The 21,525-nt window shown below is 64.3% G+C and carries 23 protein-coding genes; 9 read left to right on the forward strand and 14 right to left on the reverse strand.

Annotated features, from left to right (window positions below; translation table 11 throughout):
• Positions 1-65 precede the first annotated feature (65 nt).
• Positions 66-1,400 (forward strand): trigger factor, encoded by a 1,335-nt coding sequence (gene tig, locus C8J30_RS03165; RefSeq protein WP_110804233.1) that lies wholly within the window; start codon positions 66-68, stop codon positions 1,398-1,400.
• Positions 1,401-1,470: 70 nt separating this feature from the next.
• On the opposite strand, the gene C8J30_RS18285 is transcribed toward tig, so the two are convergent.
• The 11 genes from C8J30_RS18285 to C8J30_RS03215 all read right to left on the reverse strand — a co-directional run bounded on the left by C8J30_RS18285 (position 1,471) and on the right by C8J30_RS03215 (position 11,251).
• Positions 1,471-1,704 (reverse strand): hypothetical protein, encoded by a 234-nt coding sequence (locus tag C8J30_RS18285; protein WP_146227855.1) that lies wholly within the window; start codon positions 1,702-1,704, stop codon positions 1,471-1,473.
• A gap of 252 nt (positions 1,705-1,956) precedes the next feature.
• Complete coding sequence (gene rplI / locus C8J30_RS03170) at positions 1,957-2,529, reverse strand: 50S ribosomal protein L9 (RefSeq protein WP_110804234.1); 573 nt, start codon at positions 2,527-2,529, stop codon at positions 1,957-1,959.
• 12 nt (positions 2,530-2,541) lie between these two features.
• A complete protein-coding gene (gene rpsR / locus C8J30_RS03175; protein ID WP_013067733.1) occupies positions 2,542-2,769 on the reverse strand; it encodes a 30S ribosomal protein S18 in 228 nt (75 codons plus the stop codon).
• 17 nt (positions 2,770-2,786) lie between these two features.
• Positions 2,787-3,230, reverse strand: coding sequence for a 30S ribosomal protein S6 (rpsF, locus tag C8J30_RS03180; RefSeq protein WP_110804235.1), 444 nt, complete (start codon positions 3,228-3,230; stop codon positions 2,787-2,789).
• A gap of 152 nt (positions 3,231-3,382) precedes the next feature.
• On the reverse strand, positions 3,383-4,273 hold the full coding sequence (locus tag C8J30_RS03185; RefSeq protein ID WP_110804236.1) for a DMT family transporter: 891 nt from the start codon (positions 4,271-4,273) through the stop codon (positions 3,383-3,385).
• A gap of 61 nt (positions 4,274-4,334) precedes the next feature.
• Positions 4,335-5,789, reverse strand: coding sequence for a hypothetical protein (locus C8J30_RS03190; protein WP_110804237.1), 1,455 nt, complete (start codon positions 5,787-5,789; stop codon positions 4,335-4,337).
• 138 nt (positions 5,790-5,927) lie between these two features.
• The gene (locus C8J30_RS03195; RefSeq protein WP_110804238.1) at positions 5,928-7,325 is read right to left on the reverse strand and encodes an aldehyde dehydrogenase family protein; all 1,398 of its coding nucleotides are present in this window, start codon (positions 7,323-7,325) and stop codon (positions 5,928-5,930) included.
• The gene (locus C8J30_RS03200; RefSeq protein WP_110804239.1) at positions 7,322-8,164 is read right to left on the reverse strand and encodes a fumarylacetoacetate hydrolase family protein; all 843 of its coding nucleotides are present in this window, start codon (positions 8,162-8,164) and stop codon (positions 7,322-7,324) included. Before C8J30_RS03200 ends, C8J30_RS03195 begins: the two co-directional genes overlap by 4 nt.
• A 135-nt stretch (positions 8,165-8,299) precedes the next feature.
• Positions 8,300-9,097, reverse strand: a complete 798-nt coding sequence (locus C8J30_RS03205; RefSeq protein ID WP_181420750.1) for an ATP-binding cassette domain-containing protein — start codon at positions 9,095-9,097, stop codon at positions 8,300-8,302.
• Positions 9,073-10,143: an ABC transporter permease gene (locus C8J30_RS03210; RefSeq protein WP_110804240.1), complete on the reverse strand. Its 1,071-nt coding sequence runs from the start codon at positions 10,141-10,143 to the stop codon at positions 9,073-9,075. Before C8J30_RS03210 ends, C8J30_RS03205 begins: the two co-directional genes overlap by 25 nt.
• Positions 10,144-10,234: 91 nt before the next feature.
• Positions 10,235-11,251 (reverse strand): sugar ABC transporter substrate-binding protein, encoded by a 1,017-nt coding sequence (locus C8J30_RS03215; RefSeq protein ID WP_110804308.1) that lies wholly within the window; start codon positions 11,249-11,251, stop codon positions 10,235-10,237.
• A gap of 194 nt (positions 11,252-11,445) precedes the next feature.
• Between C8J30_RS03215 and C8J30_RS03220 the strand changes: the two genes are divergently transcribed.
• From C8J30_RS03220 to C8J30_RS03255, 8 genes are all read left to right on the forward strand, one after another.
• Positions 11,446-12,117: an HAD family hydrolase gene (locus tag C8J30_RS03220; protein ID WP_110804241.1), complete on the forward strand. Its 672-nt coding sequence runs from the start codon at positions 11,446-11,448 to the stop codon at positions 12,115-12,117.
• Positions 12,114-13,067: a sugar-binding transcriptional regulator gene (locus C8J30_RS03225; RefSeq protein WP_394341897.1), complete on the forward strand. Its 954-nt coding sequence runs from the start codon at positions 12,114-12,116 to the stop codon at positions 13,065-13,067. The genes C8J30_RS03220 and C8J30_RS03225 overlap by 4 nt, the downstream gene beginning before the upstream one ends.
• A gap of 137 nt (positions 13,068-13,204) precedes the next feature.
• Positions 13,205-14,518, forward strand: a complete 1,314-nt coding sequence (locus tag C8J30_RS03230; protein ID WP_110804242.1) for an ABC transporter substrate-binding protein — start codon at positions 13,205-13,207, stop codon at positions 14,516-14,518.
• Between the two features lie 158 nt (positions 14,519-14,676).
• Positions 14,677-15,549 carry a carbohydrate ABC transporter permease gene (locus tag C8J30_RS03235; protein WP_110804310.1) on the forward strand — a complete coding sequence of 291 codons (873 nt, stop codon included), beginning with the start codon at positions 14,677-14,679 and terminating at the stop codon, positions 15,547-15,549.
• A gap of 3 nt (positions 15,550-15,552) precedes the next feature.
• Entirely contained in the window at positions 15,553-16,383 is an 831-nt protein-coding gene (locus tag C8J30_RS03240; RefSeq protein WP_110804243.1) for a carbohydrate ABC transporter permease, read from the forward strand.
• Positions 16,384-16,393: 10 nt separating this feature from the next.
• Positions 16,394-17,392, forward strand: a complete 999-nt coding sequence (locus C8J30_RS03245) for an ABC transporter ATP-binding protein (RefSeq protein WP_110804244.1) — start codon at positions 16,394-16,396, stop codon at positions 17,390-17,392.
• Positions 17,389-18,150: an L-iditol 2-dehydrogenase gene (locus C8J30_RS03250; RefSeq protein WP_110804245.1), complete on the forward strand. Its 762-nt coding sequence runs from the start codon at positions 17,389-17,391 to the stop codon at positions 18,148-18,150. Before C8J30_RS03245 ends, C8J30_RS03250 begins: the two co-directional genes overlap by 4 nt.
• A 33-nt stretch (positions 18,151-18,183) precedes the next feature.
• Complete coding sequence (locus C8J30_RS03255) at positions 18,184-19,620, forward strand: mannitol dehydrogenase family protein (RefSeq protein WP_394341901.1); 1,437 nt, start codon at positions 18,184-18,186, stop codon at positions 19,618-19,620.
• 230 nt (positions 19,621-19,850) lie between these two features.
• Here the strand turns inward: C8J30_RS03255 and C8J30_RS03260 are convergent, their stop codons facing one another.
• The 3 genes from C8J30_RS03260 to C8J30_RS03270 all read right to left on the reverse strand — a co-directional run bounded on the left by C8J30_RS03260 (position 19,851) and on the right by C8J30_RS03270 (position 21,431).
• Complete coding sequence (locus C8J30_RS03260; RefSeq protein WP_220033691.1) at positions 19,851-20,165, reverse strand: hypothetical protein; 315 nt, start codon at positions 20,163-20,165, stop codon at positions 19,851-19,853.
• Positions 20,166-20,182: 17 nt separating this feature from the next.
• Complete coding sequence (locus C8J30_RS03265; protein WP_110804248.1) at positions 20,183-20,581, reverse strand: helix-turn-helix domain-containing protein; 399 nt, start codon at positions 20,579-20,581, stop codon at positions 20,183-20,185.
• A 130-nt stretch (positions 20,582-20,711) separates the two neighbouring features.
• Positions 20,712-21,431: a phage protease gene (locus C8J30_RS03270; RefSeq protein ID WP_110804249.1), complete on the reverse strand. Its 720-nt coding sequence runs from the start codon at positions 21,429-21,431 to the stop codon at positions 20,712-20,714.
• Positions 21,432-21,525: the final 94 nt, after the last annotated feature.

Genomic DNA, 21,525 nt, shown 5'->3' on the forward strand with positions numbered 1-21,525 from the left:
AGAAGGACGGCTGAAATTTTGCCTGAGCGCGCCCGCGGGGGTGCGCCCGAACCAGAGGAAACCCCATGCAGGTCACCCAGACCCTCAACGAAGGCCTCAAGCGCGGCTATACGATCACGCTGACCGGCGCCGAACTGGATGCGAAAGTCACCGAGAAGCTGATCGAGGTGCAGCCCGAAGTCGAGATCAAGGGCTTCCGCAAGGGCAAGGTGCCGATGGCGATGCTGCGCAAGAACTTCGGCGACCGCGTTCTGGGCGATGTCCTGAACGAATCCGTCGACGGCGCGATCAAGGATCTGCTCGAGCAATCGGGCGACCGTCCGGCGCTGCAGCCGAAGGTCGAGATGGAAAACGGCAAGGACTGGAAGCCGGGCACCGACGCGATCTTCACCGTCGCCTACGAAGCCCTGCCGCCGATCCCGGAATTCGACCGCACCACCGTCGCGCTCGAGCGTCTCGTGGTGAAGGCCGATGAGGCTTCGGTCGCCGAAGCGCTCGAAAACCTCGCCAAATCGGCGCAGTCCTTCGAGGACCGCAAGAAAGGCACCAAGGCCAAGGACGGCGACCAGGTCGTGATCGACTTCGAAGGCTTCCTCGGCGACGAACCCTTCGAAGGCGGCAAGGGCGAGGAATACCCGCTCGTGCTCGGCTCGGGCTCGTTCATTCCGGGCTTCGAAGAGCAACTCGTCGGCGTGAAAGCCGGGGAAGATGCCGAAGTGAAAGTGACCTTCCCGGCCGAATACGGCGCCGCGCATCTGGCGGGCAAGGAAGCCACCTTCAAATGCCACGTCCATGCGGTGAAGGCCCCGAAACCGGCTGAACTCGACGACGAGCTGGCGAAGAAATTCGGCGCCGCCGATCTGGAAGCCCTGAAGGGCCAGGTCGCCTCGCGTCTGGAAGCGGAATACAAGGGCGCCTCGCGCGCGATCCTGAAACGCGCCCTGCTCGACATCCTTGACGCGCAGGTGAAATTCGACCTGCCGCCGTCGCTGGTGGAAGCCGAAGCCGGTCAGATCGCGCACCAGCTCTGGCACGAAGAGAACCCGGATCACCACGGCCACGACCACGGCGCCGTCGAGCCGACCGAAGAGCACAAGACGCTGGCCGAGCGCCGCGTGCGTCTGGGCCTGCTGCTGGCCGAGCTTGGCCGCAACCAGAAGATCGAAGTGACCGACGCCGAGATGACGCAAGCGGTTCTTGCCGCGGCGCGTCAATACCCGGGCCACGAGCGCGAATTCTTTGAATTCGTGAAGGGCAACGCGCAGATGCAACAGCAGATCCGCGCCCCGCTCTACGAAGAAAAAGTGATCGATTTCATCGTTGCCGGCGCTGCCGTGACCGAGAAAGAGGTCAGCAAGGAAGAGCTCCAGAAAGCGATCGAAGCGCTCGACGAGCTCTGATCGTCACCGGACAGTGACAGAAAGGCCGCCCTCTCGGGCGGCCTTTTTCATTTTCGGGGTGCATGGCGGCTCAATTCACCGACAGGAATTTCGCGGCGTGACCGTGGCCGATCGACAGAATCGACGGCAGCGCCACAGGATCGAAGACCGAGCGCGAGACCTCGAGCCCATCCGAAATCTGCACCGGCGTGTTGCGTCCGAAATCCGGCATCACCCTCGCCAAGGGCGCGGGCAACTCGTGCCGTGCGTTCAAAATTCCCAAAGTCAAACCCAATAGGATCAGGGCAGCGATCCTGAATTCCATACCATCCTCCTCGCAGTCCCCGGGTCCGCTGCCTGTCGGCACGGGAGGGGCCTGCCGGTCCTGAACAACTCGAAAACGCCTCCAATCGAGGCCTTGCAACCTTGGCGGCAAAATCCGGCAGGAATTGGAAACAGTTTAGTCAAATTTTGTGCATTTGCCCTGAAACGGCCACGCTTCGCGCGACCTCACATCGGCGCAAAACAAAACCGCGCCCCGAGGGGCGCGGTTGCAACTCTTCCGGTTGGAAGGGTCTTATTCTTCGTCGGCAGCCGCGGCGCCGACTTCGTCGAAGAGCTCGGCGATTTCGAACTCGGCCGCCGCATCGGCTTCCGCCGCGAGCTGCTGGATCGATTTGCCGGCCGCCTGGATGGCAGCTTCTTCGGCCGAACGGGCGACGTTGATGGTGATCGTCGCTTCGACTTCCGGGTGCAGGATCACGTGCACTTCGTGCAGACCCAGTTCCTTGATCGGGGCTTTCAGCGCGACTTGACGCTTGTCGACCGAGAAACCGCCAGCGGTGGCCGCTTCGGCGGCGTCACGCGGGGTGACCGAACCGTAAAGCGCACCGGCGTCCGAAGCGGAGCGGATGACCACGAACTTCTGACCGTCGAGCTTGGCGGCAGCCGCTTCAGCTTCTTTCTTGGTCTCGAGGTTGCGGGCTTCCAGCTGCGCCTTGCGGGCTTCGAAGCTCTTGATGTTGGCGTCGTTGGCGCGCAGCGCCTTGCCTTGCGGCAAGAGGAAGTTGCGGGCGTAGCCGTCGCGCACTTTCACCACGTCGCCCATTTGGCCAAGCTTGGCCACGCGTTCCAGAAGGATGACTTGCATGTTCAGGTCTCCTTACTTCACGGCGTAGGGCAGCAGGGCGAGGAAGCGGGCGCGTTTGATCGCCTGCGCCAGTTCGCGCTGTTTCTTGGCCGAGACGGCGGTGATGCGGGCGGGAACGATCTTGCCGCGCTCGCTGATGTAGCGTTGCAGCAGACGGACGTCCTTGTAGTCGATCTTCGGCGCGTTATCGCCCGAGAACGGGCAAACCTTGCGGCGACGGAAGAAGGGTTTGGTAGCCATGGGTCACTCTCCTCGGATCAACGACGCTCGGGACGCGGGCCGCGATCTTCGCGGGGGCCACGATCTTCGCGCGGGCCACGGGGGCCACGGTCGCCACGATCACCGCGGTCGCCACGCTCTTCGCGGTCGCCACGGTCGTCACGCTTCTGCATCTGCACCGAGGGGCCCTCGTCATGGGCGTCGACCTTGATGGTCAGAACGCGCATCACGTCGTCGTGCAGACGGGCGAGACGCTCCATCTCCTGCACGGCGGCCGAGGGCGCGTCGGTGCGCAGGAAGCCGTAGTGGCCCTTGCGGTTCTTGTTGATCTTGTAGGCCATGGTTTTCACGCCCCAGTATTCGGTGCCGAGGATCTTGCCCCCGTTGTCACCGATCACGGTCGAGAAATGTTCGATCAGGCCTTCGGCCTGCGCGTTGGAAAGGTCCTGACGCGCAATGAGGACATGCTCGTAAAGCGGCATGTAGGCTCCTGTTTCACAAGGCGGCTTCATAGGGGGCCAAGACTTCCGCAGCCCACCACGAGAGGCGTCGCCGGTTCATATCATGGCGGAAGTCAGGGGCTTCTAGGCGGTCGGCCCCCGCAATGCAAGCGAAATCCCCGGGAAACCAAGGGTTATTTCCGCGCCGCCAGCACGATCCCGGTCAGGATCAGGCCGAAGCCCGCCGCATGATAAAGGCGCAGCGGCTCATGCAGCAGCGCCGCCGACAGGATCGCGCCATAGACCGGCAGCAGGTGGATGAACTGCCCCGCCCTTGCCGGACCCGCCATCTCCACCGCCTTCGTGTAGAAGAGATAGGCCAGGACCGAGGGCACGATGCCGATATAGACCAGCGCCGCGATCGAGGCGGGCGTCCAGACCGGCACCCGGCCCGAGGCGATCTCGAAGGCCAGAAACGGTGCAAGGATCGGCAGCGCCAAAGCGATCTGCACCGCCAGCAGGCCGATCCGGTTCACCTCGGGTGGGAAGAGCTTCAAGCCCATCGTGTAAAGCGCCCAGGCGACCATCGCGGCAAAGATGATCAGATCGCCGCGCTCGAAGTTCAGCGCCACCAGATTGTCGACCGAGCCCTTGAGGATCACCACCGCAACCCCGGCGGTCGAGACGAAAAGCCCAAGGATCGCCCAAAGACCGAGCCTCTGCCCCCAGAACATCGCCCCCAAGGCCATGATCAAGAGCGGAATGGTGGAATTCAAGAGCATCCCGTTCGTCGCGGTCGAGGTCTGCAGCCCCCAATAGACGAGCGAATTGAACGCCGCGACGCCGGGCAAGGTCAGCAGCAGGATCCGGCCGAAATAGCGCCGGTAGAGCGGAAAATCGCGGCGCAGATGCGGCCAGGCGAAGGGCAGCAGCGCCACGAGCGCGATCGACCAGCGCCCGAAGGACAGCGCGACCGGGGGCAACTCGCCGCGCGAGGCCCGCGCGACGATGAAGTTTCCGGCCCAGAAGAGCGGCGGCAGAGCCAGCACCGCCCAAAGCTTCCAGCCGCCTTTCGTCTCGCTCATCCCCGCCTCCCGCGCTTTGGCCTTGGTTTGGGCCGAAATGGCGGCGGGGGCAAGGGGCGTGCTAGGCCACGGGGATCAGATCGCCCGCAAAGGCGGTGCGGGCAAGCGCGCGGGCATCTTCGAAGACCTCCATGCTTTCAAAGACATAGTCGAAGAAGCTGCGTTGCGTCTCGACCTCGATCTCGTAGATGTCGATGGGGCTGAAGCGCGGATCGCAGATCACCCCCTCCTTGATCCAGCGGTTCACCATCACCATCCGGTCGCGTTCGGCGTGATAGATGCCGTTGAACGCCACCTCGGTCTTCAGGTCTTCGAGCGCGGGTTTGCTTGTCGGCAGATCGCCGAGCCAGGTGCGGTTGACCGGCCGCACCACGAAGATGCTCTTGGCGGCCGAGAGTTCGCTCAGGATGATCGGCCGGTAATAGACGCCGTCGATCGCGGTGAAGTCACCCTCGAAGCCGTATTCATAAAGCCAGAGCCCGTCACGCACCGCCTCGGGGGTGATTTCCTTGTAGACCGTGTGGCTGCGGTAGGGCTTGCGATCGCCCGGCTCGATGCCGATCTGCGCCTGCGCCGAGGGATTGATATGCACGTATTCGGTGCCGGTGCGCGGATCGAAGCTGTTGAACAGGATGCCGATTCCGGTGGCGTTGAAGGCATCGGAAATCTTTTCGAAGAAGCTTTCGTCAAACAGCGGCACCAGCGTCCGCGCGGGCACGAGGCTCGCCATTTCGCGCAGGTAGAAGACATCGCCGCGGCTGCGCGAAATGCTGTCGAGACAGGCCGAGACATTCTGCATCATGTCGATCGGCCATTCGAAGAACGAGGGCCGGAACACCCCGCTTTTGCCATACATCGCCAGATGCATCAGATCGGCGTCGCGCTGCCCGAAGGGCTGCTGCTCGGCGATCGCATCGGCCAGCTGCGTCTCCAGATCGTCGCCGCCCGCCTCGAGCGCGCGCAGGTAAAGATAGACCCAGTAGATCTGCCCCGAGGTGCAGGAAATCGCGCGCGGATGCACGCCGCCCTCCAGCGCCGCCTGCAGGAAGCCCGCGCCATGCGCATTGTTGCCCGCAAGCCCGCCAAGCGCGAAGGCGACATCGGTTTCCGAGGTTTTCATGACCTTTTCCAGCACCGGCTCCGGGGCGGGTTTCGCGCCGCTTTCGGATTTCGAGGGCGCGGCGGGTTTCGGCTTTGCCGCGGCGTCCTTGGCGGCGTCCTTGGCCGCTTCCTCCTTCGCGGCCGCGTCCTGCGCAGCAGCGGCGGCGGCGGTCTCCCGGGCGGCGGCCTCCTGCGCGGCCACCTCGCTTGCCGCGGCACGGGCTGCAGCCTCTTTCGCCACCGCTTCCTTGGCGGCGACTTCCTTTGCCTTTGCCTCTTTCTCGGCCGCCTCTTTGGCAGCCGCCTCTTTCTCGGCGGCGTCCTTCAGCGCCGGATCGGCAGCGGGCTCGGTCGGAGCGGCCGGGTTCGCGGCCGCCTCGGTCTGCGTCTGATCCTTTGGTGTCTGCTCGTCCATCGTGTCCCCCTGCAGGCATGCACACCCAGTTTCACCCGCGTCGCGCCGATTCCAGCCCGAACGCGATATCGCATAGGTTGAGTGTATCGCTGCCGTGCAGAAAAGTCACCTTCGCAGTTGCAGCATTTTCATGACAGCTCAGCCGACAAGCGCCTGCACGATCCGCGCGAGCCGGGTGGCAAGCGTGCCATAGGGCGGCATCAGCGGGTCGAGAACGGCAAAACGGTTCTCAAGCACCGGCTTTTCATGGGAAAAAGCTTGGAACCCCCAATGCCCATGCGCCGCGCCAAGACCGGAATTGCCCACCCCGCCGAACGGCAGATTGAGGTGGAGGAAATGCGCCAGCGTCACATTCACCCCCACCGCGCCCGAGGTCGTCGCCCGGCAGACCCGCGAAATCAGCGCCCGGTCGCGGGCAAAGACGTAAAGCGCGAGCGGTTTTTCCCCCGCTTCGATCCCCGCCAGAACGGTGTCGAGATCGTCATAGGCGATCACCGGCAGGACCGGGCCGAAGATCTCCTCGCGCATCAGGCTCGCGGTTTCGGGCACGTTCGAAAGCACCGTCGGCGCCAGATAACGACTGGCGGCCTCGGCATCGCCGCCCGCGATCACCTGCGCCCCCTGCCCCACGGCCTCGCTCACCATCGCGCGCAGCCGCTCGAAATGCTTCGCACCGATCAGCCGCGCGAAACTGCGCGAGGTCTGCGGATTGGCGCCATACATCCGCGCGATTTCCGCCCGCAGCGCCTTGGCAAAGGCATCTTGCTGCGCCCGCGGCACGAAGACATGATCGGGCGCGATACAGGTCTGACCCGCATTGGCGAACTTGCCCCAGGCCACCATCCGCGCCGCCTTTTTCAGATCGGCATCGGGGCCAAGGAGGACGGGCGACTTGCCGCCCAGCTCCAGCGTGACCGAGGCCAGCGTCTTCGCCGCCGCCGCCATCACCACCTTGCCCACCGCAGGCGAGCCGGTGAAGAAGATATGGTCAAAGGGCTGCGCCAGAAGATCGGTCGAAGTCTCGATGCCGCCTTCGACGACCGCAACCAGATCGGCGGGCAGGCAGGCCGCGACAATCTTCGCGATCAGCGCCGAGGTGGCCGGGGCCATCTCGGAGGGTTTCACCACCGCCGCATTGCCCGCGGCGATCGCGCTGACCAAAGGTCCCAGCGCCAGACACAGGGGATAGTTCCACGGCGCGATGATCAGCACCGTGCCTTTCGGCTCGGGCCGGATCGTCGCCCGCGTGCCGATCATCGACAGCGTCGGGCGCACCCGGCGCACCCGCGCCCAAGCCTTCAGATGCCGCGCGGAATGGCGGATCTCCGACAGGATCGGGATGATCTCGGAAATCCGCACCTCGACCGCGGGCTTGCCCAGATCGGCGGCCAAAGCAGCCATGATCTCGGCCTCGCGGGCGCGGATCTCCGCGGCAAGGCGCTTCAGCACCGCGCGGCGCTTTTGCAGCGTGAACTCGATACGCCGCCGGGCGTCGCCCGCACTCAGACGCGCATAGGCCTCGGCGGCGGCACTCATGCCTGCACCACGACCTGGCGCTGCGAGCCAAGCCCGGTGATCCCAAGCTCGATCACATCGCCCGGACGCAGGAACTTCGGCGGCCTCGATCCCATGCCGACGCCGGGCGGCGTGCCGGTGGTGATGATGTCGCCGGGTTCCAGCGTCATGAACTGGCTCAGGTAATGCACGAGGAAGGCCACGCCATAAACCATCGTCGCCGTGGTCCCGGTCTGGCGCCGCACGCCATTCACATTCAGCCACAGATCAAGCGCCTGCGGATCCTTGATCTCGTCCTTGGTCACCAGCCACGGACCGAGCGGCGCAAAGGTGTCATGGCTCTTGCCCTTCACCCATTGCCCCGAGCGTTCGATCTGGAAGCCGCGTTCGGACACATCGTTGCAGATCATGTAGCCCGCGACGTGATCCATCGCGTCTTCAAGGCTCACATATTTCGCCCGCGTGCCGATGACGAAGGCCAGCTCCACCTCCCAGTCGAGCTTTTCCGAGCCGCGCGGGCATTCCACATCATCATCCGGCCCGCAGATCGACGAGGTCGCCTTCATGAAGACCACGGGCTCCGGCGGCACGGTCAGACCGGCCTCCTCGGCGTGATCGGCGTAATTCAGCCCGATCGCGATCAGCTTGCCCGTCCCCGCGACCGGAGCGCCCAGCCGCGCGCCTTCGGGCACGATCGGCAGCTTGCCCGCATCCGTCCAAAAGAGTTTCGACAGGCCTTCGTCGCTCAGCGCCTTGCCATCGATATCGCGCACCACACGGGACAGATCACGGATCGTGCCGTCGACGTGCAGGAGACCGGGCCTTTCCGCGCCCTTTGCTCCATACCGAACCAGTTTCATTCCAACTCCCGATATTCCATTCTGCCGTCTCGAAGCTTCGGCGCAGACGCACAATCTGCGATAGCAACACGGGCCAGAGCAAGAGAAAGCCCGGGGTTCCCCCCGGGCAAGGTGCAGTGCTTTTTGTCGCAGGGGTCAGGCAGCCTCGGCTCCTTCCGGCAGCTTCGCGCCGGTCATGAAGGCGACGGCATCCGACATCGTGTATTGCTTCGGATCGATGACGCAAAGACGCCGCCCAAGCCGGTGGATATGGATGCGGTCGGCAACCTCGAAGACATGCGGCATGTTGTGGGAAATCAAGATGATCGGGATGCCGCGGGCCTTCACGTCGAGGATCAGCTCCAGCACCCGGCGGCTTTCCTTGACACCAAGGGCCGCGGTCGGTTCGTCAAGGATGATCACCTTCGAGCCGAAGGCCGCCGCGCGCGCCACCGCGACGCCTTGCCGCTGCCCGCCCGAGAGGGATTCCACCGCCTGATTGATGTCCTGAATCGTCATCAGACCAAGCTCGGACAGCTTCTCCCGGGCGATCCGCTCCATCTGCGGGCGATCGAGCATGCGGAACAGCTTGCCCATCATACCGGGGCGGCGCAGCTCGCGGCCCATGAACATGTTGTCGGCAATCGAGAGCGCAGGCGACATCGCCAGCGTCTGATAGACCGTCTCGATCCCCTTCGCCCGCGCATCAAGGGGCGAGGCGAAGTTGATCGGCTGGCCCTCGAGCCGGATCTCGCCCTCATCTGGAATAACTGCGCCCGACAAGGCCTTGATGAGCGTCGATTTTCCCGCCCCGTTGTCGCCGATCACGGCGAGGATCTCGCCCGGATACAGTTCAAAGTCGCAATGATCGAGCGCGGTGACCTTGCCGTAGCGTTTCGTCAGACCGCGTGCCGTCAGAATGGGATCCATCACGCCGCCGCCTTTCTGATCCATTGATCCACCGCGACCGCCGCGATGATGAGAGAGCCGATGAGAAGGAAGGTCCATTGCGGGTCGGTGCCATACATCCGCAGACCGAGCGTGAAGACGCCGACGATCAGCGCGCCGAACATCATCCCCAAAATCGAGCCGCGCCCACCGAAGAGCGAGATGCCGCCAATCACCACCGCGGTGATCGAGTTGATGTTTTCGAGCTGCGCCGAGGTCGGAGACACGGACCCAAGACGCCCGATCAGCGCCCAGCCCGCCAGCCCGCAGATGAGGCCCGAAATCGTGTAGACCGAAATCAGGATCGACTTGACCTTGACCCCCGCCAGTTCCGCCGCGTCCGGGTCATCGCCCACCGCATAGACATGGCGGCCAAAGGCGGTGTGGCGCAGGACATAGGCCAAGACCGCAACGATCGCGATCATCAGGATGGCGCCGAAGTTCAGAACCGCCCCGCCGATGCGGATCGTTTCGCCGAAGAATTGCAGGATCGGCGCCTTTTCCTCGATATCCTGCGCGCGGATCGTCTCGTTCGCGGAATAGATGAAATTCGCCGCCAGCACGATCTGCCACATGCCCAAGGTGACGATGAAGGGCGGCAGCTTCATCCGCGCCACCATCGTGCCGTTGAGGAACCCGATGAACGTGCCCACGCCCAGCCCGCACAGCACCGAGATCGGCGCCGGGATGCCATAGCGAAAGGTGAATTGCCCCATGATCACCGAAGACAGAACGGTGATCGCCCCCACAGACAGCTCGATCCCCGCGGTCATCACCACAAGCGTCTGCGCCGCACCGACGATGCCGGTGATCGCCACCTGTTGCAGGATCAGCGTCAGCGCATAGGCGGAAAAGAACTTGTGCCCCAGCAGCAGGCCAAAGCCGATGATCGAGGCCACCAGCACGATCAGCGGCACCAGCGCGGGCGTCTGGTGCAGCGCATATTGCAGCTTTTGCACTGGTGTCTTGGTCTCGGCGAATTCGGCAACCTTCGCAGGCGCCGCCTCGATCACCCTCTCGAAGCCCTGCGGCCCCCGTGTTTCACTTGCCATGCTCTCCTCCCGGCTGCCCAGCCACCCCCGGGCCGGGTGTGCGAAGGGGCGGCTGCCGCCGCCCCCTCCCGTTTCGCGAGTGGTGTTCGTCTCAGCCCCAGCAGATGCCAAGGCCCGCCTTGCTGTCGATCGAGGGCACGCCCTCGACCGGTTTGTCGGTGATCAGCTGCACGCCGGTGTCAAAAAAGGTCTTGCCCTCGGTCGCAGCGGGTTTGGTGCCGTCCTTGGCAAAGGCGGCGATCGCCTCGATGCCTTTCGAGGCCATCAGCATCGGATATTGCTGCGAGGTGGCGCCGATCACGCCGCCTTCGACGTTCTTCACGCCCGGGCAGCCGCCATCGACCGAGACGATCAGCGTGCCCTGATCCTTGCCGACGGCCTTCAGCGCTTCATAGGCGCCCGCCGCGGCCGGTTCGTTGATCGTATAGACGACGTTGATATCCGGGTCTTTCGCCAGAAGGTTCTCCATCGCCTTGCGGCCACCTTCCTCGTTGCCGGCGGTCACGTCATGGCCGACGATGCGGGCGTCGGTCTCGTCGCCCCATTTGTTCGCATCGCCGAGATCAATGCCGAAGCCCTGCAGGAAGCCCTGATCGCGCAGCACGTCGACGGTGGGTTGTGACACGGCCAGATCGAGCATCGCAATCTTCGCATTGGCCGCCGCGTCGCCAAGGTTCGCCTTGGCCCATTGGCCAATCAAGAGCCCGGCCGAGAAGTTGTCGGTGGCGAAAGTCATGTCGGCCGCATCCATCGGATCGAGCGGCGTATCAAGCGCGATCACCAGAATCCCCGCCTCGCGCGCCTTTTGCACCGTGGGCACGATCGCCTTGGTGTCGGACGGCGTGATCAGAATGCCCTTGGCGCCATCGGCAATGCAGGTTTCGATCGCGGCGACCTGCGCTTCGTTGTCGCCATCCACCTTGCCCGCGTAGCTTTTCAGCGTGATCCCCAGCTTTTCCGCCTCGGCCTGCGCGCCTTCCTTCATCTTGACGAAGAAGGGGTTGGTGTCGGTCTTGGTGATCAGGCACGCGCCGGTTTCGGCGAAGGCCCCGCCCGCAAGGGCAGTCATGGCAACAGCCGACGCCCCCAGCAGGGCCAGTTTGCGCATCATCACGGTCTCTCCTCCCGTTTTTGCGTTTCGCGTTCGCGGCCCCTCCTCCGGGGCTCTGCTCGAACTTTGGCGCGAGTCGGCGCTTCGGTCAATAGATAACTCATGTTGATTTATTATTTGATAGCGCAATCAACCCGCCCCCTTTTCCGCAGGTCGCGAAGCCGCTAGGCTTGCCCCCGGAAGGAGCCCCCATGTTCGATCTGATCATCTTCGACTGCGACGGCGTGCTGATCGACAGCGAGATCATCTCGGCACAGATGCTGATTGCGGAACTCGCGCTGAATGGCGTCGAGATCGATCTGGATTACGTGGCGACGCATTTTCTGGGCCGCTCCTATCCGACCGTGTTGAAACAGATCCGCACCGAATTCGGGCTGGATCTGCCCGCCGATTTCGAGGCGCGCTACCGCGAGCGGCTGCTCGCTGCCTTTGAACGCGAGATGAAGGTGATGCCCGGCGTGACCGAGTTGCTCGACCGCCTCGCCCTGCCCTGGTGCGTCGCCACCTCGTCGTCGCGCCCGCGGGCCGAGCGCTCGCTCGAAATTGCCGATCTTGCGCAACGGGTTGGCCCCCGGCTTTACACCGCAAGCCAGGTCGAGCGCGGCAAGCCCGCCCCGGATCTCTTCTTTCTCGCCGCCAGAGAGATGGGCACCGATCCCGCCCGCTGTCTGGTGATCGAGGACAGCCTGAACGGCATCCGCGCGGGGCTGGCCGCCGGCATGACGGTCTGGCGCTTCACCGGCGGCAGCCATCTGCGCGGCCGCGACCTGACCCCGCCCGAGGATGCCCGCCCGGCCCTCGACTTCGACGATTTCGCCCGGTTCGAGACGCTTTGGCCCGGGTCCCTGCGCACAAAGACATGACGACCATGACCGACCCCGAGATCACGCCCCAGGACGAAGCCGCCCGCGCCGGATGGCTTTACTACGTCGGCGGCCTGACCCAGGATCAGGTCGCGGCCGAGCTTGGGGTCTCGCGCCAGCGGGCGCAGCGGCTGGTGGCGAAGGCGATGGCCGACGGGCTGGTGCATGTGCGGCTTGAACACAAGATTTCCGCCTGTCTCGATCTCGAGGTCGATCTGACCCGCCGCTTCGGGCTGAAACTCGCGCGCGTCGTGCCCGCCCTGCCCGCGGGGCTCGAGACCTCGCATGCGACCGCGCCCGCCGCGGCGCAGGTGCTGGAACGCTATCTCGCCCAGCCCGAGCCGCTGATCATCGCCTTCGGCACCGGCCGCTCGCTCTCGGCCATGGCGTCGGAGGTGATCCGCACCCCGCATGCGCCGCATCGCATCGTCTCGCTGATTTCGAACATCGCGCCCGACGGCTCGGCCAGCTTCTATGACGTCATCATGCGGATGGCCGACAAGCTGCAACTGCCGCATTACCCGATGCTGGTGCCCGTCATCACCGACACGATCGCCGAACGCGCGCTCTTCAACGCGCTGCGCCCGGTGCAGGCGGTGATGGAGCTCGCCGCGAACGCCGATGTCACCTTCGTCGGCATCGGCCAGATGAACGGCGAGGCCCCGCTTTACAAGGACGGCTTCATCACCCGCAGCCAGCTCGAAGACTTGCAGCGCGCGGGCGCCGTGGGCGAGATCGTCGGCGGCATCTTTGACGCCGAGGGGCGCTACATCGACACCGAGACGACGCGCCTGATCGGGTCGTTCCGGATTCCCGCAGGACGGGAAAAGCCGGTGATCGCCATTGCCGCGGGCCTGTCGAAGATCGGCGCGATGCGGGCCGCCCTGAAGGGGCAACTGGTCAACGGCCTCGTCACCGACGAATCGACGGCGCGGGCGCTTCTGGCCTGAGGCGCTTCGCAAACCGCTCAAGAAGCGTCGCAATCCGGTTTTTTATCGCCCAAAAATTTCCCCGTTGACAGATGCGTGACCTTCTGTGAACATTTTCTCATTGGTTGGGCATTTGCTCACACTCTGGGAGGAGAACCATGAAGATCACGATCCGGGCGCTCATGGGCGCCTGCGCGCTTTCTGCGCTTGCAACTGCTGCGTTTGCGGAAACCACCATCACCGTCGCGACCGTGAACAACGGCGACATGGTCCGCATGCAGGGCCTGATGGACGAATTCTACAAGGCGAACCCCGACATCAAGGTCGAGTGGGTGACGCTTGAGGAAAACGTGCTGCGTCAGAAAGTGACGACCGACATCGCCACCAAGGGCGGTCAATACGACGTGATGACCATCGGCACCTACGAAGCGCCGATCTGGGGCAAACAGGGCTGGCTGCTGCCGCTCGACTTCCCGGCCAGCTACGATGTCGATGACCTTCTGCCCGCGATCCGCAACGGTCTGACGGTTGATGGCAAGCTTTACGCCGCGCCCTTCTACGGCGAAAGCTCGATGATCATGTATCGCACCGACCTGATGGCCGAGGCCGGGCTGACGATGCCCGCCGAGCCGACCTGGGACGACGTGAAGGCCGCCGCGAAAGCGATGACCAACAAGGACAAGGAAATCTACGGCATCTGCCTGCGCGGCAAGGCCGGTTGGGGCGAGAACATGGCGTTCCTGTCGGCGATGGCCAACAGCTATGGCGCCAAATGGTTCGACATGGATTGGAAACCCCAGTTCGACGGCGGGCCGTGGAAGGAAACGCTCACCGACTATCTCGACCTGATGACGAATTACGGGCCGCCCGGCGCCTCGAACAACGGCTTCAACGAAAACCTCGCGCTGTTCCAGCAAGGCCATTGCGGCATGTGGATCGACGCGACGGTCGCCGCCTCGTTCGTGACCAACCCGAAGGACTCGGCCGTGGCCGACAAGGTCGGCTTCGCGCTCGCGCCGAACAAGGCCGGTGTTGCCAAGCATGGCAACTGGCTCTGGGCCTGGAACCTCGCCATTCCGGCGGGCACCCAGAAAGCGGATGCGGCTCTGAAGTTCGTCGAATGGGCGACGTCGAAAGAGTACACCGCCCTTGTGGCGTCGAAAGAAGGCTGGGCGAACGTTCCTCCGGGCACCCGCACCTCGCTCTACGAGAACCCGGAATACCAAAAGGTTCCGTTCGCGGCGATGACGCTGAACTCGATCAACGCGGCTGACCCGACCCACCCGACCGTGGACGAAGTGCCTTATGTCGGCGTGCAATTCGTGGCGATCCCGGAATTCCAGGGCATCGGCACGGCGGTCGGCCAGCAGTTCTCGGCAGCACTTGCGGGCACCACCTCGGCGGATGACGCCCTGGCCGCCGCGCAATCGCTGACGACGCGCGAAATGACCAAAGCCGGTTACATCAAGTAAGACCCCCGGGGTGCGGCCGTCAGGCAGCGCCCTTGGGACAGACGGGGAGGCCCAGGCCTCCCCGCACCCGGTCGGGCTGGGCCAATCGCCCGACCGGCACCTCGGCGGGGCGGCCTTCCATGCCGCCCGCCATTCCCCCTCTCATGCCGGAGCAGTCGATGTCGACCCAAGCCTCGCGCACCGCAGCCCGTCTGATGATCTCGCCTGCCGTGATCCTGCTTCTGGGCTGGATGATCGTTCCCCTTGCCATGACGCTGTGGTTTTCGATGCAGCGCTACAACCTGCTCATGCCCGGCATGGGCGGCTTCACCGGCTTCGACAACTACAGCTATTTCCTGACCGATCCGGCCTTCTTCGACGCGATCAAGAACACGCTGGTGCTGGTTCTGGGCGTCCTTGCCATCACCACGGTCGGCGGGCTTTTGCTGGCGCTGCTGCTGGATCAACCCTTCTGGGGCCAAGGCATCGTGCGCGTCCTTGTCATCGCGCCCTTCTTCGTCATGCCCACCGTTTCGGCGCTGGTCTGGAAGAACATGTTCATGAACCCGGTAAACGGTGTCTTCGCCCATCTGGCGAAGAGCATCGGCCTGCAACCCTATGACTTCCTTGCGCAATCACCGCTTGCCTCGATCGTGCTGATCGTCGCTTGGCAGTGGCTGCCCTTTGCCACGCTGATCCTGCTCACCGCGCTGCAATCGCTCGACAGCGAGCAGCTCGAAGCCGCCGAAATGGACGGCGCCGGTCCGATCTCGCGCTTTTTCTACGTGATGCTGCCGCACCTCGCCCGCGCCATCACCGTGGTGATCCTGATCCAGACGATCTTCCTGCTCTCGACCTTCGCCGAGATCCTCGTCACCACGAACGGCGGCCCCGGAACGGCCTCGACCACGCTCACCTATCTCGTCTACGTCCAGTCGCTGCTGCAATTCGACGTGGGCTCGGGCGCGGCGGGCGGCATCGTTGCAGTCGTTCTGGCCAATATCGTCGCGATCTTCCTGATGCGGATGATCGGCAAGAACCTGGAGAATTGAGCCATGGCCCGCGCCGTCACCCCCCGCCGCAAAGCCCTTGTCACCGTCCTTGCTTGGACGATCGGGCTGGCGCTGTTCTTCCCGATCCTCTGGACGGTGATCCTGTCCTTCAAGACCGAGGGCGACGCCATCGCCTCGCCGCTGACCGTGCTGACCACGCCCTTCACGCTCGAAAGCTATCATGTGGTGCAGGACCGCTCGAACTATTTCCTGCACTTCTGGAACTCGGTGGTGATTTCGCTTGGCTCCACCCTGTTCGCGCTTGTCGTCGCGATCCCCGCCGCCTGGGCGATGGCCTTCGTGCCGGGACCGAAGACGAAAGACCTGCTGATGTGGATGCTGTCCACCAAGATGATGCCCGCCGTAGGCGTTCTGGTGCCGATCTACCTTCTGTTCCGCGATCTTGGCCTTCTCGACAGCCGCATCGGTCTGGTCGTGGTGCTGATGCTGATGAACCTGCCGATCGTCGTCTGGATGCTTTACACCTATTTCCGCGAAATCCCGGGCGAGATCCTGGAAGCCGCGCGGATGGACGGGGCGACGCTGAAAGACGAGCTGATCCATGTTCTGACGCCGATGGCCGTGCCCGGCATCGCCTCGACGCTGCTTTTGAACGTTATCCTCGCCTGGAACGAGGCCTTCTGGACGCTGCAACTGACGACTTCCAAGGCCGCCCCCCTCACCACCTTCATCGCCGGCTATTCCAGCCCCGAAGGTCTTTTCTACGCAAAACTCTCTGCCGCCTCGACGCTGGCCATCGCACCGATCCTGATCCTGGGCTGGTTCAGCCAGAAACAGCTGGTGCGCGGTCTGACCTTCGGCGCCGTGAAGTAAGGAGCCAATCATGGGTGAAATCGTTCTCAAGGGCGTGACGAAACGCTTCGGCGATGTCGAGGTGATCCCGCCGATCGACCTTGCCATCCACGACGGCGAATTCGTCGTCTTCGTCGGCCCCTCGGGCTGCGGGAAATCGACGCTTCTGCGGCTGATCGCGGGGCTGGAAGATGTCTCGGGCGGCAAGATCGAGATCGACGGCAAGGATGCGACCGAAACCGCGCCCTCGGACCGCGGTCTGGCGATGGTGTTTCAATCTTACGCACTTTATCCGCATATGTCGGTGAAGAAGAACATCGCCTTTCCGCTGAAGATGGCGAAGCTGCCCCCGGCCGAGATCGAGGCCAAGGTGCAGGCAGCGGCGAAAGTGTTGAACCTGAGCGCCTATCTGGATCGCAAGCCGGGCCAGTTGTCGGGCGGTCAGCGCCAGCGCGTCGCCATCGGCCGCGCCATCGTCCGCTCGCCCGAGGCGTTCCTGTTCGACGAACCGCTGTCGAACCTGGACGCCGCGCTGCGGGTGAACATGCGGCTTGAGATTTCCGAACTGCACCACACGCTGAAGACGACGATGATCTATGTGACCCATGATCAGGTCGAAGCCATGACCATGGCCGACAAGATCGTGGTGCTGCAGGCGGGTCGGATCGAACAGGTGGGCAGCCCGCTTGAACTCTACCGCACGCCGCGCAACCGCTTCGTCGCGGGCTTCATCGGCTCGCCGAAGATGAACTTCATCGAAGGCGCCGAAGCCGCGAAACACGGGGCGCACGCCATCGGCATCCGCCCGGAACATATCCGCATCTCGACGACCGAGGGGATGTGGAAGGGCACCGTGGGCGTCTCGGAACACCTTGGCTCGGACACGTTCCTGCATGTGACGACCGAGCATGGGCTTTTGAACGTCCGCGCGGGCGGCGAGGTCGATCTGCACCACGGCGACAGCGTGTTCCTCAGCCCGGACATGGCGCAACTGCACCGCTTCGACAAGGAAGGAGGAGCGCTCAAATGAGACTGCAAGGCAAACGCGCCCTGATCACTGGCGCCGCACGCGGCATCGGGCGGGTCTTCGCGGAAAGCTACCTGCGCGAGGGCGCCCATGTCACCATCGGCGACATCAACCTTGAAGGGGCACAGAAGACCGCCGCGGAAATCGGCTGCGCGGCCGTGCATCTCGATGTGACCTCGCAAGCCTCGATCGACGCCGCGATGGCATCGATGCGGGCGGGCGGCGGCATCGACATCCTGATCAACAACGCCGCGATCTTCACCGCCGCGCCGATCGACGAGATCACCCGCAATGACTATGACCGCGTCTTCGCGATCAACGTCGCAGGCACGCTTTTCACGCTGCAAGCGGCGGCGAAGGAAATGATCGCCCAAGGGCGCGGCGGCAAGATCATCAACATGGCGTCCCAAGCCGGGCGTCGTGGCGAAAGCCTTGTCGCGGTCTATTGCGCCTCTAAAGCCGCGGTGATCAGCCTGACGCAATCGGCCGGGCTGAACCTGATCGCGCATGGCATCAACGTCAACGCCATCGCGCCGGGCGTGGTCGATGGCGAGCATTGGGACGGCGTCGACGCCTTCTTTGCGAAATACGAACAGAAGCCCTTGGGCCAGAAGAAGAAAGAGGTCGGCGCCTCCGTCCCCTTCGGCCGCATGGGAACTGCCGCGGACCTCACCGGCATGGCGATCTTCCTTGCCACCCCCGAGGCCGATTACATCGTCGCCCAGACGTATAACGTCGATGGCGGCAACTGGATGAGCTGAATCATGACCCTTTCGAACGCTACGCTTTCCGCCCTGCCCGCCACCGTCGCCGCGCCGCGCTATGACCGCGCGAAGCTGACGCCGGGCATCGTCCATATCGGGCTTGGCAACTTCCACCGCGCGCATCAGGCGGTCTATCTCGATGACCTCTTCGCGCTGGGCGAAGGCCATGACTGGGCGCTGATCGGCGCCGGTGTCCGCGCCCCCGACGCCGCGATGCGCGAGACCCTGCTGGCGCAGGATTGCCTGTCCTCGGTGATCGAACTGGCGCCGGGCGCCCATTCCGCCCGCGTGATCGGCGCGATGGTGGATTTCGTCGCGGTCGAGCCCGGCAATGCCGCGCTCATCGCCACGATGGCGCGGCCGGAAATCCGCATCGTCTCGCTCACCGTGACCGAGGGCGGCTATTACATCGACCCGAACACCGGCACGTTCTCACCCGATCACCCGGACATCAAGGCCGATGCCGCGAACCCTGCTGCGCCGAACACCGCCTTTGGCGCGATCATCGCCGCGCTGAAGGCCCGCCGCGCCGCGGGCGTGCAGCCCTTCACCGTGATGTGCTGCGACAACGTCCCCCATAACGGCAACGTCACCCGCGACGCGGTGGTGGGTCTGGCCCGGCTGTCCGACGCGGACCTGGCGGACTGGATCTTTGCCTCGGTCGCCTTCCCGAATTCGATGGTCGACCGCATCACCCCGGCCACCGGCGAGCGCGAACGCAAGATGGCCGCCGATCTTGGCCTCGCGGATGCCGCGCCCGTCACCTGCGAAACCTTCCGGCAATGGGTGATCGAGGACAAGTTCCCCGCCGGCCGCCCCGCGCTCGAAAAGGTCGGCGTCACCTTCACGCCGCATGTCGACAAGTTCGAGACGATGAAGATCCGCATCCTGAACGGCGGCCATGCGATCATCGCCTATCCGGGCGGGCTGAACGACATCCATTTCGTGCATGAAGACATGGCCGATGCGCAGATCCGCGCCTTCCTCAACCGCGTGCTGACGGCGGAAGTGCTGCCGATCGTGCCGCCGGTGCCCGGGCAGGATCTGAACGATTACAAGGCGCTGATCATCGAGCGCTTCTCGAACCCCGAGGTGGCCGACACCGTGCGCCGCCTCTGCCTTGACGGCTCGAACCGGCAGCCGAAATTCATCATCCCCTCGATCCGCGACCGCATCGCGACGGGTGGCAGCTTCGACGGGCTGGTGCTCCTCTCCGCGCTCTGGTGCCGCTACTGCTACGGCACGACGGAATCGGGCGCGGTGATCGAGCCGAACGATCCGAACTGGGACCGTCTGGTGGCCGTGTCGAAAGCCGCGAAAGAACGACCGGCAGCCTGGCTCGAGATGGAAGACATCTACGCCGATGTCGGCCGCAACCCGGCGGTGATCGAAAGCTTCACCACGGCACTGAAAGCGATCTGGGCGCGCGGCTCGCGCGCGGTGATCGCGGACTATCTGGGGCAGTAACTCTCCTCACCCTCCGCCCCGGAAAAGGCGGCCCCGCACCTCCCGGGCGGGGCCGCTTGCTTTTCAAAAGCCGGGCGAAATGCCCCCCCCGACCAGCCCCTTCATCTTGCCTCAAATATCCCGGGGGTGCGGGGGCGGAGCCCCCGTGTTGTCTTTCAGTTCCTGCCAAACGTCATTTCATAACTGTTGGTGCAAGCTGGGGAATTCTGGGAACAGCTGAGAGCAGGCGGTTACAGGTGGGAGCCGGGCAGGTGCTTTCCGATCCGGTGCCACCAGCGATGCAGGGCGGATACGCTCGTTTGCCGATCGGGCGGGAACTGGTGGCGCACCGCCTCAACCACCTCGGCGAAGGTCATGGCTGCGATGCGCTCGGTGATGAAGGCGCGCAACTCCGGGTCAGCCTCGATCTTAGAGGCGCGCCCAGGACGATGCGCGCGAACGTGATCGGTCCCGGCGCGAGAGGCGTGCATCGCGGTGAATGCCCCTTGAAGCAGGCTTTCGAGAGCATTCAAGGCGGTTTGCACCGCCGTCAGAGCGGCTTGCACCTGGTCTTGTGGCTCACTCATTGCGCATCCTTGCCATTGCCGATCCATCCGGACGGCCACGGGTTCACCCGATCGTCCAGCCACCGCACCACGGTCACATCCGCTACCCGGATCCGTCGGGCGATTTGCGCGACGGCAAAGCCCTTCCAGGCGAGCACCTTGGCAAGCCATTTGTTGGCCAAGGGAATGCGGGTGTGAGCGACGGCGAGCGCATCGCCCAGGGCGATCAGGCGTTCCACGCCCCCGAGTTGCGCCGCAGCCCCGTCGATGGGCCTGCGGTCCGATGTCGTGGGGAAAGTGACGTAAGCACCCCCAAAGGCCAGAAAGAACTCGATCGCCAGATCGACGCCCAGAACTTCGACATAGGGCGCGATGTTCGCGGGCGGGGGCGGCGAGGGGCGTTGCAGCTCGTTCATGTCGGCGATCTCGGCATGTGAAGTGGAACGATGCCCCCACCAGAACCCAGCATGCATCCGGGCGTGGGCATCACTGGCGGCTCGTCCTCCGCCGCAAGGTCGGGTGCCCCAACCAGCACCCGCCCCTGTTTCAGCTGTTCAGCGCATCCGGCGACAAGCCGATCTGCGCGCAGATCGCCGCCGCTTCGGCCGAATGTGCCGCCTTTTCGGAAGCTGTCCCGAAAGCGTTGCCAAGCGTGACCGGCCGCGAAAGATGCGCAAAGGGCGCGGGCGACTTCGCCGGGAAATCGTCGAACAGCGCCGGGTCTTGCCGACACAGGGCGGTTGCCCAGGGGCGCATCGCGGGCGTGATATGCCCCTCCTTGATGGCCGCACCGATCTTCGCATCGGCCTCGGTCTCGCGCATGGTGGCGATCTGCGCCTTGCGATCTTCCAGAAGGTCGCGCACCACTTCGATCGGCACGAACCGCGACGGGTCGGGTATCTGGCTTGCGACGGCGTCGGCTGCGGGCTTTTTCTGCATCTGCGCAATCAGCGCGGCAAGCACCGCCTCGGCGTCACTGTCTTCGGGCAGACCGAGCGACGCCGCGAGTTTCGCCAGAATCGCGGGGTCGATCGTTCCGCCTCCGGTGTCCGTGGTCTTCGGTTGCGGCGCTGCGAACGCTTCGGGGGTGGCCATGTCGCTTTCCTCGCTGGCAAGAGCGGTCAGGTGAAGGTTCGGGTTGTGGACGAGGCCCGCGCCCTTCAGGCGCAGAACCTCTTTCGCGTTCTGGTCAAAGGTGAAGGCGGGGCTGAGATAGCGATATTCACGCTTGGCGATCATTTCGCCAGCCGTTGCCGTCCATTCCATGGCCTGCTGCCGGTTTCGTGGACAGCTGGTTAAGCTAGCATAGCGCGGGCCTCGAACTCCATGGGGCTGAGATAGCCCAGTTTCGAATGCCGTC

Source organism: Rhodobacter viridis, assembly GCF_003217355.1.
In the GTDB taxonomy this organism is placed as follows: domain Bacteria; phylum Pseudomonadota; class Alphaproteobacteria; order Rhodobacterales; family Rhodobacteraceae; genus Rhodobacter; species Rhodobacter viridis.

Excerpts from the sequence above, each read along its gene's own strand:
- C8J30_RS03245 (WP_110804244.1), top strand. The coding sequence starts at position 16,394 with ATGGGTGAAATCGTTCTCAAGGGCGTGACGAAACGCTTCGGCGATGTC.
- C8J30_RS03240 (WP_110804243.1), top strand. The coding sequence starts at position 15,553 with ATGGCCCGCGCCGTCACCCCCCGCCGCAAAGCCCTTGTCACCGTCCTT.
- C8J30_RS03225 (WP_394341897.1), top strand. The coding sequence starts at position 12,114 with ATGACGACCATGACCGACCCCGAGATCACGCCCCAGGACGAAGCCGCC.
- C8J30_RS03185 (WP_110804236.1), bottom strand. The coding sequence starts at position 4,273 with ATGAGCGAGACGAAAGGCGGCTGGAAGCTTTGGGCGGTGCTGGCTCTG.
- rpsR (WP_013067733.1), bottom strand. The coding sequence starts at position 2,769 with ATGGCTACCAAACCCTTCTTCCGTCGCCGCAAGGTTTGCCCGTTCTCG.
- C8J30_RS03220 (WP_110804241.1), top strand. The coding sequence starts at position 11,446 with ATGTTCGATCTGATCATCTTCGACTGCGACGGCGTGCTGATCGACAGC.
- tig (WP_110804233.1), top strand. The coding sequence starts at position 66 with ATGCAGGTCACCCAGACCCTCAACGAAGGCCTCAAGCGCGGCTATACG.
- C8J30_RS03230 (WP_110804242.1), top strand. The coding sequence starts at position 13,205 with ATGAAGATCACGATCCGGGCGCTCATGGGCGCCTGCGCGCTTTCTGCG.
- C8J30_RS03235 (WP_110804310.1), top strand. The coding sequence starts at position 14,677 with ATGTCGACCCAAGCCTCGCGCACCGCAGCCCGTCTGATGATCTCGCCT.
- C8J30_RS18285 (WP_146227855.1), bottom strand. The coding sequence starts at position 1,704 with ATGGAATTCAGGATCGCTGCCCTGATCCTATTGGGTTTGACTTTGGGA.
- C8J30_RS03200 (WP_110804239.1), bottom strand. The coding sequence starts at position 8,164 with ATGAAACTGGTTCGGTATGGAGCAAAGGGCGCGGAAAGGCCCGGTCTC.
- rpsF (WP_110804235.1), bottom strand. The coding sequence starts at position 3,230 with ATGCCGCTTTACGAGCATGTCCTCATTGCGCGTCAGGACCTTTCCAAC.
- C8J30_RS03195 (WP_110804238.1), bottom strand. The coding sequence starts at position 7,325 with ATGAGTGCCGCCGCCGAGGCCTATGCGCGTCTGAGTGCGGGCGACGCC.
- C8J30_RS03215 (WP_110804308.1), bottom strand. The coding sequence starts at position 11,251 with ATGCGCAAACTGGCCCTGCTGGGGGCGTCGGCTGTTGCCATGACTGCC.
- C8J30_RS03270 (WP_110804249.1), bottom strand. The coding sequence starts at position 21,431 with ATGGAATGGACGGCAACGGCTGGCGAAATGATCGCCAAGCGTGAATAT.
- C8J30_RS03250 (WP_110804245.1), top strand. The coding sequence starts at position 17,389 with ATGAGACTGCAAGGCAAACGCGCCCTGATCACTGGCGCCGCACGCGGC.
- C8J30_RS03210 (WP_110804240.1), bottom strand. The coding sequence starts at position 10,143 with ATGGCAAGTGAAACACGGGGGCCGCAGGGCTTCGAGAGGGTGATCGAG.
- C8J30_RS03205 (WP_181420750.1), bottom strand. The coding sequence starts at position 9,097 with ATGGATCAGAAAGGCGGCGGCGTGATGGATCCCATTCTGACGGCACGC.
- C8J30_RS03190 (WP_110804237.1), bottom strand. The coding sequence starts at position 5,789 with ATGGACGAGCAGACACCAAAGGATCAGACGCAGACCGAGGCGGCCGCG.
- rplI (WP_110804234.1), bottom strand. The coding sequence starts at position 2,529 with ATGCAAGTCATCCTTCTGGAACGCGTGGCCAAGCTTGGCCAAATGGGC.
- C8J30_RS03265 (WP_110804248.1), bottom strand. The coding sequence starts at position 20,581 with ATGAACGAGCTGCAACGCCCCTCGCCGCCCCCGCCCGCGAACATCGCG.